Origin of the sequence: Streptomyces sp. NPDC051664 (genome assembly GCF_044453545.1) — a bacterium.
GTDB lineage: Bacteria > Actinomycetota > Actinomycetes > Streptomycetales > Streptomycetaceae > Streptomyces.
In genome coordinates this window covers 2,049-19,768 of the sequence record NZ_JBITCU010000059.1, presented here as the reverse complement: position 1 = coordinate 19,768, position 17,720 = coordinate 2,049, and the positions used below count along the sequence as shown (strand labels likewise).

Here is a 17,720-nt window from a genome sequence, read left to right as displayed (position 1 = left end):
GTTGGCGGACACCAGCCGAGGTCTTCGAGGAGCAACTACGCTCACTACAACAGCCCGGTGTTGCAACGACCGGTTGAACTCGCCCAATATGTGTCTCGGGAACTTCGTTCCAAGCTCAGTTCGTTGGGTCTGCGAGCGTCGGTCGGCCGCACCGGTGTCTGCTGGGACAATGCGATGGCTGAATCATTTTTCGGCGCCCTCAAAAACGAACTCGTGCACCGAACTACGTTCCCAACACGCGCACACGCCCACCGGGCTATCGTCCGCTACATCGAGATGTTCTACAATCGAAAGCGCCTCCACTCCGGACTTGGCTACAAGACTCCCGCAGAAGTCCACGCCGAGTACGAAGAGTTGCAGGCAGCGGCATAGGCAGAACCTCAACACCGCTGTCCGAGAAGCGCAGGGCCCCTCAGAAGTCATGCCGGACCCGAAGGCCGGAGGCCCCATTGCGGAGCCACAAAAACGGTAACTGTGATAGTCGACCTGCGGCCCGGGTTGGGTTGCTGCCAGGCTGGCGTTGGCGTTCCGGCATGACCCGAAACGGTAACTGGCGGCTCGTCAGAGCTTGCCGTGCCCCCGAGATGTCTGCCGGACGTCGGCGTCGGCCTGGCCCACCCCGTTGGCTTGATCAGCAGCTTGTCCGCCATCTCGACGTGACTCATCACAGTTCTGCCACGCGGTGACTCCACCCAGGCCGACGCCGACCACGGTCGTCCAGCCCTTGAAGGAGAACAACCGCGTGACCATGCTCGCAGAACAGGTCGACGGCGTCATCGGCGTCGACACGCACCGGGACACCCTTGCCGCAGCGACCGTCAGCCCCATCGGCGCCGTCCTCGCCAGCACCGATTCGCCTGCAAACGCCCGGGGTTACCAGCAGCTGCTGGACTTCGCCCGCCAGCACATTCCGGGCCGGCGCTGCTGGGCGCTGGAGGGGACCGGCTCCTATGGCGCCGGGCTTGCCGCCTTCCTGGACGCGGCTGGTGATAGCGTCGTCGAGGTGTGCCGGCCCAAGCGTCCCGCGGTCCGAGGCGGGCGCAAGACCGACATGCTTGATGCTGTCCGCGCAGCCAGGGAGGCCCTGGCGACCGAACACCTCATTCACCCACGACGCCGCGGTGAACGCGAAGCACTTCGGGTCCTACTTGCCACCCGCCAGAGCGCCGTCCTGGCCTGCACGGCTGCGATCAACCTGCTCAAGGCCCTGATCATCTCGGCACCCGACGAGCTCCGCGTCGAACTCCGAGGCATGAAGAGCAAGGACCAGATTGCTCAATGCGCGAAGCTGCGGGACCGGCCGACCCAGGACATCGAGCACCGCATGACCGTTCGCGCCCTGCGAAGCGCCGCGCAGCGCATCGAAGCCCTGCGCTCTGAGGCGAAGGAGCTCGAAGCGGAGCTATTCGCGCTCGTTCGTACGGTCGCCCCCGAACTGCTGGCGCTGCAAGGCGTCGGGCCGATCAGTGCTGCCCAGATCCTGATCAGCTGGTCGCACACCGGCCGCTTCCGGTCCGAGGCAGCGTTTGCGGCGTTCGCGGGCGTAGCCCCAATCCCTGCCTCGTCAGGGTTGACCAACCGGCACAGGATCAACCGCAGCGGAGACCGACAGCTCAACCGGGCACTCCACACCATCACCCTGATCCGCATCCGCCTCGACCCGACAACCCGCGCCTACGTCGCCCGTCGAATCAGCGAGGGAAAGACCGCAAGAGACGCACAACGCTGCCTCAAGCGTGCAATCTGCCGGCAGCTCTTCAAACTCCTCGAACGAGGAGATCAGCCCGCACAGCAGATCACCGCAGAAGATCTCCCTCAAGCAGCTTGACTTGATATAGCAGCCTCGGGGGGGCAGAGGAAGCGGCGGCCGAGGTCGGGGTGTCGTGCGCGGTCGGGACACGGTGGTTTCGCCACGCTGGGGGCGTGAGAGCGAACCTTTCGCCGACGGTGTCGGGACACTACCTGTCGTATTCCGAGCGCGAGGACATCGCCGTGGGGTGTGCTCAGGATGTTGGGGTCCGTGAGATCGCGAGTTGGCTTTGCCGTTCGCCTTCGAGGATCTCGCGGGAGCGTCGCCGCATAAACCCCTTGCCACCAGCACGAATCCGTTAACTACCCGGCCTTGGATCAAGTCCATATGAGCCCACAGTGCCGAAGCCGCTGACAGTGGTGATGGCGACCGGCAATCGGCACGACGACGATGAGTTTGTCGTGCTACCGCTCCCCCGACACATCGCCACGAAGGAGTGACCTTGCACCGTATATGCCCCCCTCAACCTTCACAGACCGTGAGGTCGGTTGAGGGGTGGCTTCCCTGGTAGTTCCGACTCACGAGTTGACGTGGCGCACAGCTATTCCGAGTTCGTCAGAGAGCCGTGCAGCTATGTCGAGCGCATGGCCGACGGCATCTGCTTGCAGCACCGCTAGTACTCTGGCAGCTTCTCCCTCCCCGTCCGTGACGACCCACTCGTCAGCGGAAGTGCGGTGCAGTCTTCCGGACACCCTTGGCACAGCGGGGTTCGCTCCGGGCGGCGCGGAGAAGCGGACTGCGAGACCACTAGTGCCCAGACTCTGCAATTCCATGGCCAGGTCCGCGATTGTGAGACCGGGGTGGTGCGGCGCTATGGCCCCGTGGAGTTCTCTAAGGTCTTGGTCACCAAATATGACGGAACCCTCGCTGTGCAGCAGCAGATCTCCGTGGTCGGTGATCGTGACATCCCAGGATGTGTTCTCACCGGCTGTCACCAGGCGTCTCTTTACCCCGTTGATGCCGTCAAGGGGAGTGCCAGGCGTGGGCGCCTGCGCCGCGGCGCCCGGTGGCGGGAAGTGGTGAGCAAGGGCTCGTACGAGGGCCAGGGATTTGGGCCGGCCCAGCGAGCTGTGGCTGGCCTGGTGCCTGGGGACTGGGACGGAGTCGCCCGGTAGCTCGGGCGCGACCGCGATGTGCGTGGCGGCAGCAGACGCCGGACCGGGATCAAGGGAATCCAGAACGTGGGCAAACATTTCTGGATACGTCGTGAGAAGCTCGCCCTGCAGCGCCAGGCTGTCGGGAGTGAGAGCGGCCATGGCGTAGTAGCCGTCTCTGGCCATCACCGTGAATTGGTGTCCGGGAATGTGTTCAAAGGTGGCGACGATTTTCGCGTCGAAGACCATGTGAACGTGCGCCTGAGTGCCCTCCTTGTTGCGCTCCACGGTCTGGGCCAGCGTGGCCTTGTGCTTTGAGCCGCTCTCGCTGCCGAACTCGAACGGCGCGCGGCCTAGCATCGCGTCAGCACCGACACTGCCGCCCGCTTCCGGGCCGAACCCCGTGAACCGTTCGCTGGCGCCGTGGGAGGTACTTCCCTTCTCGCTGTCGACCTGGCTGTAGCGGCGGGATTTGTAGTCTCCCCTGCCTGCCTTTTCAGACATGACTCTAGCATTGGACAAATCTAGGCCGATTCTCGCGATGCGGCCATTGACGGCAAGTTCGTAAGTGTGGGCGAGCAGCTGCTCGAGGTTGGGGCGGAGCATGGCCTGGCTGGTCATGAGCTGGTATCCGCGGCCAGCTGAGGTGGTGAGGTCCACGCGTTGGGTCAGCGCGTGGCTGCCGTCGTGGAAAGTACTCAGGTCGCTCTTGGTGCTGTCGGCGGCGCGCTTGATCCAGTCCCGAAGGACTTGCCAGGCGGGGATGTCACCGCTGTGCAGATGGCTGGCGAGGTGTCGGGCGGTCCGGCCCAGTGGTGGGGGGATGTGCGGGCGCCAGGTCGGCTGCATGCCGGTGAGGCGGGTCAGGGCGGGGGCGGTAGGGCTCCGCCGCTCGTCTCCCTGGCGCTGCCTGTCAAGGGCTTCGGTCATGTGGGCGGGTACCAGCAGGCGCATGTGGGCCGTTACGGGTTCTTCATGGCCGTGGTCGTGCATGAGGCCGAGACGGTGCTGATGGGCCCATTCTGCGACAAGTTCCTTGCTGGCCGGGCGATATGGCCTGGCGACTCCGCCGACGACGCCGATACCGCTGTCGATGAGCGCGCTAACTGGCTCGACCAAGGCAGGCCATCCCCGGGTCACCGCCATTTCGAGGCGCAGAGAACCTGTGGTCTCGAATTCGTGCGATCCTTTCCGGGGGTTCGCCCGGAGTATGGACGTTGCTTTACGGGCCTTCTCCTCACCGCGGCTGCGGCTGTTGACGTACCCGGTGAGGAGCTCAGCCCCACCGTGCCTGTGCCCGTGACTCTGGGATGTTTCCGTGCCACCGCGGCCAGTGAGGAAGCCGCCGATACTCGTGTGAGGTGTCTGCTTCTCCTCTGATTTGCTTTCGACGACAGACTCACCGCGCAGGGTGAGCTTAACTTCGGGCCGAGGGCGCTCGGCATGGGGAGCATCGATGGACTCGCCGATAAGGTTGACGGATACGACTCGGGCGGAGCCGAAGAGGCCGGGGATGGGAAAGACCGCTCGCAGGCCGCCTCCGTAGATCACCTGGAAGTTGAGCTCCAAGGCGTGGCGCCCGTAGACGGCTTCGATGGCACGCTGCCAATGGTCGTAAGGGATCACTTCCTGATTCCGTGCGTTGAGTCGAGTGCGGATGATACCCAGCTCACGGAGTCGGTTCATGATTCTAGGAATGACGTCGTCCGCCGTGAACAATTCGGCATGAGCCGAGGTCAGCTGCACACGACCGCCGATGAACTGGCGTTGCACCTGTTGGGCCGTAAGGGGGAGCGCCGGTGTATCGGATGCCCTGCCGGGCGCCTGCGTCGTGGAGTCGATGTTCTGACCTCGCGCGGTGCGCTCGGCCGCTTCGGCAGCCGGAGGCAGAATGTCTTCGACGCGCCGCGGGGGCACCATCAACTCCACTGCTTCCCTCGCTCGGACGTAACGGGTTCGCGAAAAGGCGTGGTCGCCCTTGCGGCCGGTGATGGTGATCTTGAAGACGGGGTCGGCCCGGAAGATGGCCGGTCGGCCGCTGTAGGTCGCCCGCGTGATGTCGATGGCCCCTGTAATGGTCGTCTCGGCCTCTATCCAGGTCTTCCCGCTGCTCAGATGGATCAGTCCGCCTACTCGGCCACCTGCGTCGGGACCGTGGTGTGATTCTGGCTCGTCGGACTGATTCGGATCGATGATCGCGCCGTCGTCGCCGGCATCGATACCGAACTTGTGGACAGCGGCGATCGAGGCCTCCGCATCGACTCCGCGGACCTTCTCCTTTGTTTTCGCGTGCCGTCTGCTGGACTGGGAATACTGCTCGATCTCGGTATCGCCTTCGGTAGCGAAAATACGATGTGGTGCGTGCAGGGCGAGTTGGAGGTTGAGAGAGTAATAAATCCCTTCGTGCGTAGGCAGATCGACCGAGAGGCCACCGCTGGTGAGCCGGGCGAGATTGGCGGACAGTCCACTGGGGTGAACGACGTCGAGGATCGCCTTGGGCTGTTGGTGGAACAGCCCGGCCCCGTTGTCACCGGTCCTGCCGGTGGTGGTGAAGTACAGGTCGGTGGCGACCTCCGCGACTTTGGGAATCACGTGGAAAGTAGGCAGAACGCCACCCGTGCCGCGAGAGAAGTCGATGTGGGTGTCGGTTGGCCGGGACCGGAGCACACTGGTAGTGCCAATGCTGGCCAACTGATCTTGTGTAGCGGGCTTTACGGGCTGCTGCTCCTTGGGAACGACGACTTGAGCTGTCAGCCGACCTGGCCCACTAAGCCAGTAGGTGTCCGTTTTACCTTTACTTCCGCGGTGCAATGGGCGAATGTGCACTTCGTAGATTACGTCGTACTCGTGCACTACCGAGTTCGGAGCAGTGTTCTCCATGCGCCGGTACGATTTGGATTCGGTGGTCTCGCCTATGGCCCTGCTCCAGCCGAATCTGGCCTGGAATCGCAGAACCAGCATCTGCAGCCGGGTGTGTGAGGGCAAGTCGATCCGTGGTCCACCGCCGAGGCCGATGCCCAGGGCGAGCTCTCGGTGGCTGCGACCGTCGACGGTCTCGCCCGACAACGCACGAGTGTTGAAGATCATGCTGCTGTACTGCTCGCTGCCAATGTGCTTGCGCAGGTGAGCGCGCAGACCCACTTCGGCTGGGCTGTTTCCAGTAGTGATCATGAACTTTTTCCCCGCCAAAAGGGCATCGAGGTCAGCCTCCAGGGCAGCGGGACTGACCTTTGCCGCGATCTCGCTGTCGGTCGCAGAGATGCCCTTGAAGGGGCTGCGCCAGCCGAACAGATGGTCAAATTTACCGATGAGGCCCCCACGATAATTGGAGACCTCTTCCAGGCGCTTACGTACGAGATCCTCGACAATCTCGGCGCCGGGCAGTGCCAGGACGACACTTGTCCCCAGGCCCTGGCGGGCGCGAAGCGCCATGGGCACCGGCTCAGTACCTGTATCGCCGAGCGGTTCGCGCAGTTCATCCGGCTCCCTCTGGTGCAGATGAGGCCTGACGATCCCGCTCCTTTCCGGCAGGGCTCGAAAGTGGGGCTGAGGACTCACCGGCCGCAGAAGTACGCCCGTACTTGTGCCAGTGGGAGCCGTACGTACGTAAGGTGTGCGCACGTCACCCAGTACGCGCCTTTCGAAATCGGCGGCACCCGCGGCGTTGCGCCAGGGAATCCCTAGTTCCGCGTCGACTGTGACGGTCATGGGGTCACGGTCGAGCTTTCTGTGCGTACGGGAGAACCACGACATCTGCATGTTGAGCGTGACCCGGTATCGGGCCAAATCGAGATCTGTCTCCTTGAGCACGTGGTGCCTGGAAGTCTGCTGGGAGTGCACAGCATCAGCGCCAACGGAATACCGGACTGTGCCCCCGGCTGCAGGCGCCACGCCCTTGATGTCTTGGTGGGGAAAGCTAGGGTCGATTAGGCCAATCATATTGCCTCCGACGAACACGCCGACCTTACTATCGTTTCCCTTGCCATGGATGATAGAAGTTCCGCCGCCCTTATCTTCGCGGACCGAGACGCCTGGAGCAACGTCGAGCAGCTGCACGCTGTTGAGACCCCACTTAAGCCGGACGTGCCCCCGGAACTTCACACGAGCCAGCGGGCCGGTTCCGACCCTGATTTTTCCCGTGGGGTCACCGCCTCCGAGATCGGTGGCCACGTGCTGCCTACGATTGATTTGGGTCAACTCATTAAAGGTTCGCTGCAGCTCTCCGATGATCTTCCCAACCGTACGCGAGTCGATTTCGTATTTCTTGATGAGGTCGCGCATAACTTTCAGCAGCACAGGCGCCATATCGACGGCGTTAAGGATTTCACCGCTACGCCGGAATTCCTGCTCCCGCTGGCGTATATTTCCCTGGGGCCGCTGTGTGATATCTGCTTGCGATACGCCCGGACGGGTGTACTCGCGAGGGATTTCGAGGCTAAGGTTTCGAGCCACGACAACGGGGGTCTTGCCGTCCTGGAGCGGCAGCGGCTCACCGTCGATAAATACGTCGAAGCGCAACCCGCCAGTGAACGCGTTGACGCCGGAGACGAACAGTTTGCGGCCCGTGATTACATTGCTGCGTATTCCACTTGTCTCCTTGGTGGCAGTGTCGACAAGGACCACCGGAGCCTGAGTGAGGATGGAGCTCGCGATAGCTCCGGCATTGAAAGCGGTGCCGACAAGTAGCTCACCGGTTCGGCGCTTGGCTTGTTCGCGTACATCCTCTGAAGCAGTGGAAGCGAAGCTAACGTCGTATTTCCGCCATGGGCCGTCGGTAGGTCCCGCTGGCTGCGCCACGATGTTGTCCAGGACCGGCCGGACCCACACGAGTTTCCCGTCGATACTGAGCAGCTTTCCCTTGAGAAGCAACTCTGTTGCTGGCGCCCCCCCGCTCTCGACGTCACCGCGAGAGCCTGGTTCTATGCCGATCTCCATAAGACTCTGCTGGATTGCCGACCGGACCGCTTGGTGGACATGTGAGGGTATTCCGGAGACGGCGAATGTCGTCATGACTTTGAGTGTCTCGGCCTTGGCCCGTGCAGCGTCCCATGGAGGGGCCCCGGTGACAGTGCTCTGGCCGATCATTCCGTGTTTGACGAACCAGGGTACTTCGCCAACTGCGGGGGCTGCCGGGCTGTTTGGGCCCCGCTCTGCCGGATGGGGCACGGGGGCCTCTGCCTCGGTGCCCGTCTGGGGCGTCCGGGGAACGCTGGCATCCGAGTGGGATTCATCGCCGCGTACGCGCGTTGGTGCAGGGACTTGATCGGCCTGTGTGTCACCCATCAGAGTGCGCTCGATTACGTCGGCCGTCGTCGATGGACGGAACTCGCTGAGCGTGGACTCCTCATTCGGGGAACCGTTCGGCGTCGGGAAGCTCGAGGTGTGCGATTCGGGAGCGGCGCTAACCAGGGCGACCATCGGTCCCTGCGCGCGGGAGATGTCCGCTGGCTCGTCGACTTCTGGGATTCTGGTGAGGCGCGCTTGCGATGCCGCGGCGCGAGCGGCCGATCTCATGCGCCGTGCCCTTCTAAGAGCAGTCAGTCGCACCAGTCGGGCGGCACGATCGGCCGGTCTGTAATACCCCGAATTCGCATGTGTAGTGACCTTGGTGTGCAAGGACGGGGCGCCGAGGTGGTTCTGGTCGGCAGGAGCGTGCGCCTTATCGTGGCCGGAACGGGGTGTGCCGTCGACGGGCCCGGGACTGTCATGATCGCCAGCGACAACCGTATGGTCTGCCGGAGTGGGAGGGTTCTGGCCGGTTGCCGGTTCCTTTTCCGCAAGCGCTGAACTACGGGGAGCGGCTTCATCAACGACATCGATGTCGACTATCGCGGTCAGCTGGTGCCGGCGCTGTTCCCTTCTACTAATCGGCACGGAGCCGCCCGGACTCGGACGCTCATTGAGGTTTCGCACCTGAATGCCCACAGTCGGCTTCGGGGCCAGCGGGAGCGCGCTCGCCAGCGCCTCTTTGATGCACCGGCCACGCGCCGTCCGAGATGCGTCTGCCTTGGCAGAGTTGTTGTTGTTGCTGCCCACCCAGACTGTCAGTCGGACGGGCGGCAGCGCATGTTCTTCCCGGCGCTTATGCTGTTCTGCCATGTACCCACCCAGTTGGCGCAGGCGCTCCATGTGATATGCCCCGAGCTTCTTCGCACCCGATTCGAAGGTGTACGTCGCAAGGTGGTCCGGCAGGGTGGGCATGGTGCTGACCAGTGCGGCGGGGGTCGCAGCGCCCGGGTCCGTCAACAGGTGCGGGGCTCGCTCCCCCGCGAGCGTGACTGGCACCTTGTCGTTGGATGGGGTGAGAAGGTTCCCGACGCCTTCATCGCTTCGGGAGTACAGGCGGGCGCGGACATCTGAGGAGGAAGGGAAGGGCGCCGTGTGAATGGTGCGCGCCGCAATGGCGCGCAGGTACGTTACGCGCTCGGACCAGAGCCCCAGAAGGTCTTCGGCGGCTCGCAGCCTCCCACGCGCGTCAGACAGGGACTGCACGTGCTGGCCTGCTTCTTCACTGCGAGCTGGCGACTTCTCCTTCCAAGAAGCCACCTCGTTGCCGGCTTCGTTGACCGCGTCGGAGGCGTGCTGCTGAGCATGAACGGCCTGCCTGAGAAAGTCGGGCAATTTCGGGTCGATGGAGGCCAGCCGCTGGTGGTGGAGTGCCATTTCGTCTCGGACAGCCTGGTCCAAAGTTCTGCCAGTGTCCCAGGATGTTCGGTACAGCGATCCAAGGGTCTTGTCGTCCGCGCCCCACAGACTCAGGTCGTCGGCCGAACGTTGGGTTACAAGGCCGGCAGCGAGCGCACTGGGCACTGTAAGGTCTTCGCGTTCCATGCCGTTCCCGTCGAGCCTGGTACGGGGATCGAAGGCGTGGACTCGGCCAGCAGGGCTGATCCACCACTGTCGGAGGGGACGGCTTGTACCGTCAGTGATACGCAAGTGCACATAGGACTCCAAGATGAGCGCGATGTCACGCACCAGGTGCACGGGGTGCACGCTCAAGGGCGACATAGCAGGGTGCGCGGCCGCCTCCCTTGCCGTCGGGAGATGCTCGCGGGCGATAGGCGCTCCTGCTTGCCGCGCGGCTGTCCGCAACTGATCCATACGCAGGTCGAATGTCAATGCACGGGTGTGGGTGGCCAACCGCGACAAGGAGGGGTCCTGGACGTTCGCGGAGATGCCCAGATCCACTGTGGACTGTTCCCGGGCAAGTTTGTTGATCATCTCGGACAATGCCATGGCAGCGCGGTCCTTCTGAGCCCCGGGCTGTTTGGCGTAGCCGGTCAGCAGGGTTTGGAGGTTGTAGGTGACGCTGTTCGCAGGCGGGTTCCACTCGTGTGACGAGGGCGGACTATTTTGGGCGTTTTCGGCCTGGACAGCCAGAATTCTGTCGAGCTGTGCCTGGGGCAGGTAACCCTCTATCTCGCCGAAGAAATTCCGGCTTCGGAACTTACCTTCGGCTGTGGTCTCGTGAAGCGGCAGGGAATGCTCCCGAGCGACCGCGGCTGTGATGTGGGCCCGCAGTCGCAAGCGGACCAGCAGCAGGTCTTGCTGTTCCTTGATGTGCCCCTCGCCACGGGGGGAGTGGCTGTCCTCCCAGCCCTCGCTCTGTGCGGTGGCGCGGGTTCCTGCGACGTTGCCCAGATCGACGCTGTCCTGCCCGGTACGGACGGGCACGTCGAAGCCTGCGTGCAACGCGGGGCGCAGGTGCGTGTCGGAGTATCCGCTGGCGGTACCTTCCAGCCGTTTGTCGTAGCGGCCGGTGCCGCTGCCGCGGATCTCGCCGAGTATCTCCAAGTCATAAGCGTCGGCGTGAAGCGTGAGCTCGGCATGCTGCATGCGATGGGCAGGACTGAGTAGGAACTTGGCGAGCGTCACGGGTCTCTCGATCGCCTGGGGCAGGACAGCTTCCAGCACGGGCCTGGCCAGGAGCTCCTCTGCGACGGGATGCGTCTGGGTCTTTTCATCCAGGGCTTGACTGTTGCGGAACATGTCGTTGAGCAACTTGTCGAGCGCCGGGGCGGCGTCGTTCATCCGAACCCCTGCGATCATGGTGTTGATAGGCAGCTCAGGGACGGGTTCGGCTTGCCGGACCAGCGGTTCTTGATTCCTCGTGAAATGGAGGATACTGCGCGGCACTTCCAAAATTACGCTGCCGGTGATGGTCTCCGCTTGTTCGGGCGTGCCGCTGGAAATCGGCTCGGCGATTTCGTTCGCCATTCGGTTGGCTGATTCGCCCTCAGGGTGCAACCGCCTTGTGCGGACGGTGATCTCCAATTTCTGAGAAAATACGGCAAGGCCCCCCCAGTCATAGATCGTGCGTTCCTGGATGACTGTGTGATTTTGACTGGTGCCGAACCCGTTGCCGCGGCTCAGCGCCATGGATTCGTTCGCGGACCAATGGCTGTCGCTATTGGAGGAGCTCTGCTTGGGCAGGGTGATGGATTGTGAGGTGGATTCGAAAGAAGAGGATCCGGACGTGTCCTGACTGTGTCCGTACACCTCCAACCCGTACCCCGGCTTGTACCCCTTGCCGACAGGAGGGCCGATGAACCGGGCGAATGCGTCAACACGGATCACGTCCCGGGCCACCCAGCTGGTAGGCCGGATCAAGTCGAACGAGAAGCCGTGTCTGTCGAGCATCTGGTCCAGGAAAACCTCAGGGTGTGCAAGAAGCGCCTGTACCTTGGACGTCGCTTCCTGAACTGTTCCCAGTGGACGTCTACTGTCTCCTTCGGACCAGGACCCACGCGTCAGCAGGTCTGGGGCGGCATTCTGGACGTGCCTGAGCACTACCCGCAGCAGATCCTCGCCGGCTGCCCGTCCGTCAGGCGTGGTGAAGTCGATGTTCCTAGGGTGGACGTGGCCCAGAAAACGACCGCCGTGGTCATCCCGGGTCAAGTGGTCGGGGAGTTCTAGCTGCACCGCGTTGACCCGTGCGCCAGGAAACGCGAGGTTGAAGGACCTCAATACATCGTTGTCGAGGATGGGGGCGGTCTCTTCGTTGTGGTGCCGACGGACCATGCCTGCCAGGCTGGTGAGTGTGAGCTGCGATGCAGCATCAGGATTCTCATCACTCCCAGCGCCCGGCGTGCTGTCTGCAGCGACCCCTGCCCGCTTTGCCTCCTCTGGATGCTGCTTCCACCGCATGAGTAGTTGTGCGATCACGGCGCTGTCCAGCCCGGTCTCCTCCGAATGCCACCGCCGTATGAGGTCGGTGAGGTGGGAGTCGGTGAGAGGCAAGGTGCCCGACAGGTAGTACTTCAATGCGTCGGGTTCGGCCATCAGGTAGAGAAGTTCCTTGTTCTCCACCTTCTGATCCGGGACCCGTAGGTCGCCCGTGCTGAATAGTTTGGCAACCTCGGCTTGGGCACCGTTGACAGTAAAGGTCACCGTGGTGCGATACAGGACTGCACGGCCATTGGCGAGGGGGATGTATTCCTTGCCGCCCGTGATGGTGCGGTTCTGCGAGCTGCCCCAGCCCCACGTCATGCTGGCGTCCAATCCTCCGGTTTCCATGACGTGGGGAGGGATGTGCTGTCCCACGGTCAGGTCGAGCAGGCCGCCACTTACGGCGACGCCCGTGGATGTGGACGATCTGGTCTGGTGCAGAGCGAGTGAGATTTTCGACAAGGTGACCGGGTCGGTGACGTCCACCGCCTCGGACTTGCCCAGCCTGGCCGACAATCCCATCATGGCCAGTGAGTTCCGGAACAAGCCTGGCTCGCCGCCTTCTAGGGTGAAGGCGTCTTTCAAGAGGTACGAGAAATGTGCTGCTAGATTGGCGTGAGTGGTGGCTTCAATGAGCGTTTGCCGGGCACTAGACGAGGGCATTTGCAAGCCGCGACGCAGCACTGCGAGAGCCTTCTCCGTAACGCCAGTAGTGTCGATGTGATGAATCACGGCGTGGTTGAAGACCTCGGGCGGCGTGTCCTCCGCAGATACGAACTTGCCGTCTCCCCGAGTTCTCCACGGCGGAAGCCGGAACAAGGCTTGGACATCGTCCACTGTGCTGTCTTGCGGGTTGCGGGCCCAGGGGCGCACCCTGCCTGCGAGGCCAGAATGGCTGACCTTATAGGAAATGTCGAACGCCAAGTGTGCCTGGTATTCATTGAGTTTTCCCGCGAATTCGGCAAGTCGCGGCAGATTCGTCAACCGTGTCTTGCTGCTGCTCACCCCCGCGGTGCGCTTCACATCCAGACCTAGAGCCAGACCTCTCAGGCGCTTGTACACGCCCCCCAATCGCACCCCACCTCCGAATGTCCGGCTGCCGCTCTGCTCATACGTTGCGATCCCCATGGCCATCTGAAGACGTACGAGGCTCCTGACATCGCTAGTGCCCTGGAAAGTTAGGGGAGCATCTGGCTTCATGCGTGCCTTTATATTGACTTCGACGTGGTCGACGTCATAGGCAACTCCCGCAAACCCCTTGCTCAGTTTGAAATGCAGGGGAAGACCATCAGTGAACAGGCAGTCCATCCGCGAAGCGAAGGCCTGCGTTGAAATGAGTCGTTCAAGCAGCGCGTTGTTCTGCTCCTGGCTTCGTAGGCGCGGCATGTACCGCTGCAACGGGGGGGAGTACAACTCCGGACCTGGGGGCAGGAATCCCAGGGAATTCAAGCTGGATTCAATCTCCGTGCGCAACCTCCTGACCTGGTTCTCGTCGATCACCACCTGTGCCATCCCGAGTCCGTGAAGGTTTTCCGCTATGTGTTCCGGAACAGGAGGACCGTTTGTCTTTGCAGGCGCCGTGGAGATCATCGATGGGAGCGCCGCGGCAGGGGCTCCCTGCGCGTGGCTGGCATTCGTGTTTTTGTGGTGCGCAGGAATGTCGGTGTCGGTGTTTCCGTTGGAACCGACAGCGGTCGGCAGTCGGGTATTTAGCGGCGGCTCAGACAGTCCCTCTTCCTTGGGTACTCGTGGCATCCTGGCGCCGGTATCATCCTCCGCATCAACAGGAAAACCGCGCTCCCGCGCTTCGAACTCCGGAAGGTGAAGCAAGGCCTGACTGGTGATGTCGGTGCCGCTGGAGTCCGTCTCCAGCCGCGTAGTATGAGATTTGGTCGTGCTCCCCACCGAGATCCTGTGCCGAAGAGTGACGCGGTAGGCATTCGTCGGTCCCCTCCAACGCTGGACTGATACGTCCAAGCCCGTGCGATTGGCACTGATAGCGTCCCGGCGGGTAAAAGCCTCGCTGACATGAGCATTGACCCCTATGCCAGTACCCTCGCCGGAGGCCGTGGTCGGCACGGCGTTCATTGCGCCAAATCCGGAGATGAGGTTGGTGTTCGCCAGTGCGTGAGATCCTCCAGTTCCACTGATAGTTGTACCAACGTCCTCAAGGTTGGTATTTATTGTTGGACCGATACGTGCAGGGATATGCTCCTTGTCCCTCACTATCTGAGAATGGATGACAATTCGGACCATCCGTCCGCCCGCATCGAGGAGAATTTTGTGGCCATCATCACCAGTTGCCTGAAACAATTTGGAGTGTAGGTTCCAAATCTGCTGGCGGACCTTTTCCCACTCCCTGCTGTTGACGGCCACGAAAGGAGCGGCGTCTTCGCCCAGATGTTCCCGAAGTGCTCTTACGACCTGGTCTTCAAGGTTTGGCAGGTGAGTGATGCCATGCACAGTATGGTTCCGCGGTACCTTCTCGTCAGCAGCGTGAACAACGGCGACGGGTGTGCTACTCCTGGACGGATTGCCGAGGTAGTTCTGCGGTATCCATAGCAGTATCCTGTCCGCGCCCTGCGTCTCCAGCATAACCGGCTTGATGCTTTGCCACGGGCGCGATGTGTCGGTGCGGACCGCGAATTGGTAGACGGGTGCCTTGTCAAAGGTGATCAGGTCGGAGGCGTGCCGGGGGTCCGTGACTTGACCGTGTTCCGCATCCCTGATTTGCATCTTGGACCACGTGGTTGTGTTACGTGTAGCGGAGACCGTCACGCCGGCCGCGAGGCTGTTCACCGGGGTGCCATGGAGGGGGAATCCCCAGGAAGCAGAGCCTGTCAGACTCACGCCTCCGCTCATGGTGCTACTGGTCGATTGCACCTGGGCACCGGTGTCGAACGTTGACTGGATGTTTCCTGCCGTTTCATGGCTTTCGCTACCAGGTGTCGGCTCGTCGACGGGGAAGTGCACAGAAGCGCCAGGATTGAGTACACGCCGTGGGGAGCCCTTTGGCTGCAGGGCGATCCGGACCTCGATCGAGGAATTGAGGCGGAAGACCCGACCAGCGGTATTGGAGGCGTCAGTGTCGAGAAAATGAGTGGCGTTCGCCAGCAGGCGCTGTGGCAAGTTATTCCATACATCCTCAGGCACGTCATGGATCCTGTATCCAGTGAACAGTCGACCGATGCGTCTCCATGGTTTACGCCGCAGTTCCTCCGCGTGATTCTTGCGCGCCTGAAGGGTGCTCTCCTCAGCTTGTAGGCGAATGGCGGCCACAAGTTCCTGAATGTTAGGAAGTGATGTGCGGAATGTTCCGATAGAGAGCGCTATCGGATCCACAGTGACATCCGAGACGTAACTGCTCCGATGGTCATCGGCTAGGGAAAAAGCGTCTGCCAGTCCCCATGAACGTGCTTGCGCTGCGGCCTGTTGCCACTGCGCGCGGGCGAACTCCAATTCCTGGTGGGATGCCTTGCTCTCCGTAGCAGCCTTCGAGACCCTCTGGTAATGACGGTGAGTACTCAGATAGCGGTTCCATGCCTCGGCACGTGAACGCGGTGTGCCTGCAGGAAGATTGTTGGAATCGCGGGGAGCGATGTCCCTGCCGATTCGGTCCAGATGCTCCCTCCAGTCCTCGCGCTCGGGCTTACTGCTGTTACCGGAGGGCTTCTGCCGGGTGGATTCGCGCCCGTCGGTCGGGGAATGGATGGCACCCGACGAGAGGTCGTGGCCCGCGGACTGAGCCATGGTTCCAGGTGTAGGTGAGGCGGGTGGCTCGGACGCAAGGGCGCCATCGGAGGGCTTACCTTTCGCGAATACCAGAAGCTCCTCCGCGGGATGAACCGTCGAGGGCACCAGGGTCCGCACCACAAGGCCGGCCTTTGAAGGGAGTCCTTCGCTAAAGTCCAAGTGCGTGGCCGGTGCCGGACGCGCGACCGGCTGCAGAGCAGAATAGTGGTTTTGACCGTTGTAGTGGATGTGGAGCGTGCGGGATGATTCTTGGCCAAGGAAGAGGGAGCGATCCTTACTCCCGTGGATGGCGATGTTGACGTCCAATGCGCGGACCAGAGCTGCGGGGACGTGGTCACCGAATGGGGTGTTCCAGAGATTCCGTTCGCGTATTGTGCGTTCTACCAGACTTCCTTCTGTACTGCTGATGAGTTCCCGACGCTCTATGTGCATCAGGGCCCCGCGGCCGTGCAGTTGAGTAAGCCTGTTCCACAGATGGTCGGCCCACTCGCCACCGTCGGCTCCATCCAGGGCCTTCCGCACATGGTTGCGCAAATGCTCTGCGGTGATTGGCCTGTGCTGCGATGGCGTGCGGTGGCGAGACCGCGGGTCGAACTGCCTTGCCATATCTGCGTCGTATAGGCTGTTTAGCTCTGCAGAGTTCAGGTCAATCAGAACTGTGTCCAAGGCCCGGCTTTCGCGCAGCTGAACAGGCATTTCGGCGGAAAAGTTCTCGGCCGCGCGGATGCGTAGTTCGCTGATCGACTGCGGAATGTCGTTTTGGCCGGGAAATTGGTGAGGCCAACTGGCCAGGACTGCTTCGAAGAGACAGTCGCCGCTAGGACTGGTTTCAATGATCTGGAAATCTGCCGACCTGGCGGGCCGTCCGGGCTGCGCGGTTTGCGACGCATGTCCAGCGGAACTCGTTGGCGTCGGTGAGGGGGCCATGGCGAGTGTTTGGGTGGGGAGCTGTGAGGCCAACGGCTGCCCGGGGACAACCCGTGCGTCGCTGGCTCGGCGTTCTTCCCTGCTCGCAGTCCTGTTCGTTGCTGTCGGTTGACGTCGTTCCGGGGCGTGCGAGTTGCGACCAGGGAGTGCGGACCCGTCGGAGGCCGAAGGCGCAGTGCCGACGTCACCGCCTGCGGTGCGCTCGCGCGCGGACACCTCGCGCGAGCCCCAGGTTCCGCTGCTCTCGCTACCCGCCGAGCCTTCAGGGAACTGACTGCCGCCACGCCGAGCCAGGGGGGCGCCGTACGCCATCATCTCGGCGATGACTCGGGCTTGCACGGGCAGCGGACTGCGGTAGTGGATCTTGGGCAGTCGAGCGTAATGGTGCTCGATATCGGAGTACTCAACATCTACGCCACTTTCCCTGATCGGGAGTGCCGTCCTGACCCAGCGGAAGAGATCCTCCCTGCGTCGCTGATCAAGTGGCAAAGGTGTGCGATGAGTGACAGCCGCTTGCTGTGGGTCGTGGAGTGCGTCGTTGTCGATGGTGGGTGATTTGAGATCGAAGGCGGACTTGGCCGGAGCGGGCGTTGGCGCGCCCGTCTTGAATTTGGTGTCCGCCTCAGGACCGGGCTGGAAGCCCTCTGCGGTGGTTGCCGGGTGCTCGTTGTACGGCGGCAGAGTCTCGTCGTCGAACGGGGTGACCGGATTCATACGCGTGTCGGTGGTGGTGTGGGGTGTGGGCTCTGTGGTGGCTGGTGCGTTGCTGGGGGTGGTCGGTGTGGTGGTCGGTGTGGTGGCCGGGGTGTTGGTCTTGATGGCTCCGATGGCGGGGGAGTGTTCGGCGTAGGCAGGGGGTGTGGTGGTGATTTCGGTGGTGGTGTGGGGTGTGGGCTCTGTGGTGGCTGGTGCGTTGCTGGGGGTGGTCGGTGTGGTGGTCGGTGTGGTGGCCGGGGTGTTGGTCTTGA

Annotated in this window: 2 protein-coding genes and 2 pseudogenes; 3 read left to right on the top strand and 1 reads right to left on the bottom strand. The window is 62.5% G+C overall.

Annotated features, from left to right (window positions below; translation table 11 throughout):
* Positions 1 to 135: 135 nt before the first annotated feature.
* The 3 genes and pseudogenes from ACIA8E_RS40135 to ACIA8E_RS40125 form a co-directional block, all read left to right on the top strand.
* Positions 136 to 372 (top strand): annotated as a pseudogene (locus ACIA8E_RS40135) (integrase core domain-containing protein); the annotation flags it as partial.
* A 376-nt stretch (positions 373 to 748) separates the two neighbouring features.
* Complete coding sequence (locus ACIA8E_RS40130) at positions 749 to 1,828, top strand: IS110 family transposase (protein WP_399306696.1); 1,080 nt, start codon at positions 749 to 751, stop codon at positions 1,826 to 1,828.
* Between the two features lie 26 nt (positions 1,829 to 1,854).
* Positions 1,855 to 2,079, top strand: a pseudogene (locus ACIA8E_RS40125) (helix-turn-helix domain-containing protein); the annotation flags it as partial.
* Between the two features lie 249 nt (positions 2,080 to 2,328).
* Here the strand turns inward: ACIA8E_RS40125 and ACIA8E_RS40120 are convergent.
* Positions 2,329 to 17,466, bottom strand: coding sequence for an OTU domain-containing protein (locus tag ACIA8E_RS40120; protein ID WP_399306693.1), 15,138 nt, complete (start codon positions 17,464 to 17,466; stop codon positions 2,329 to 2,331).
* Positions 17,467 to 17,720 lie beyond the last annotated feature (254 nt).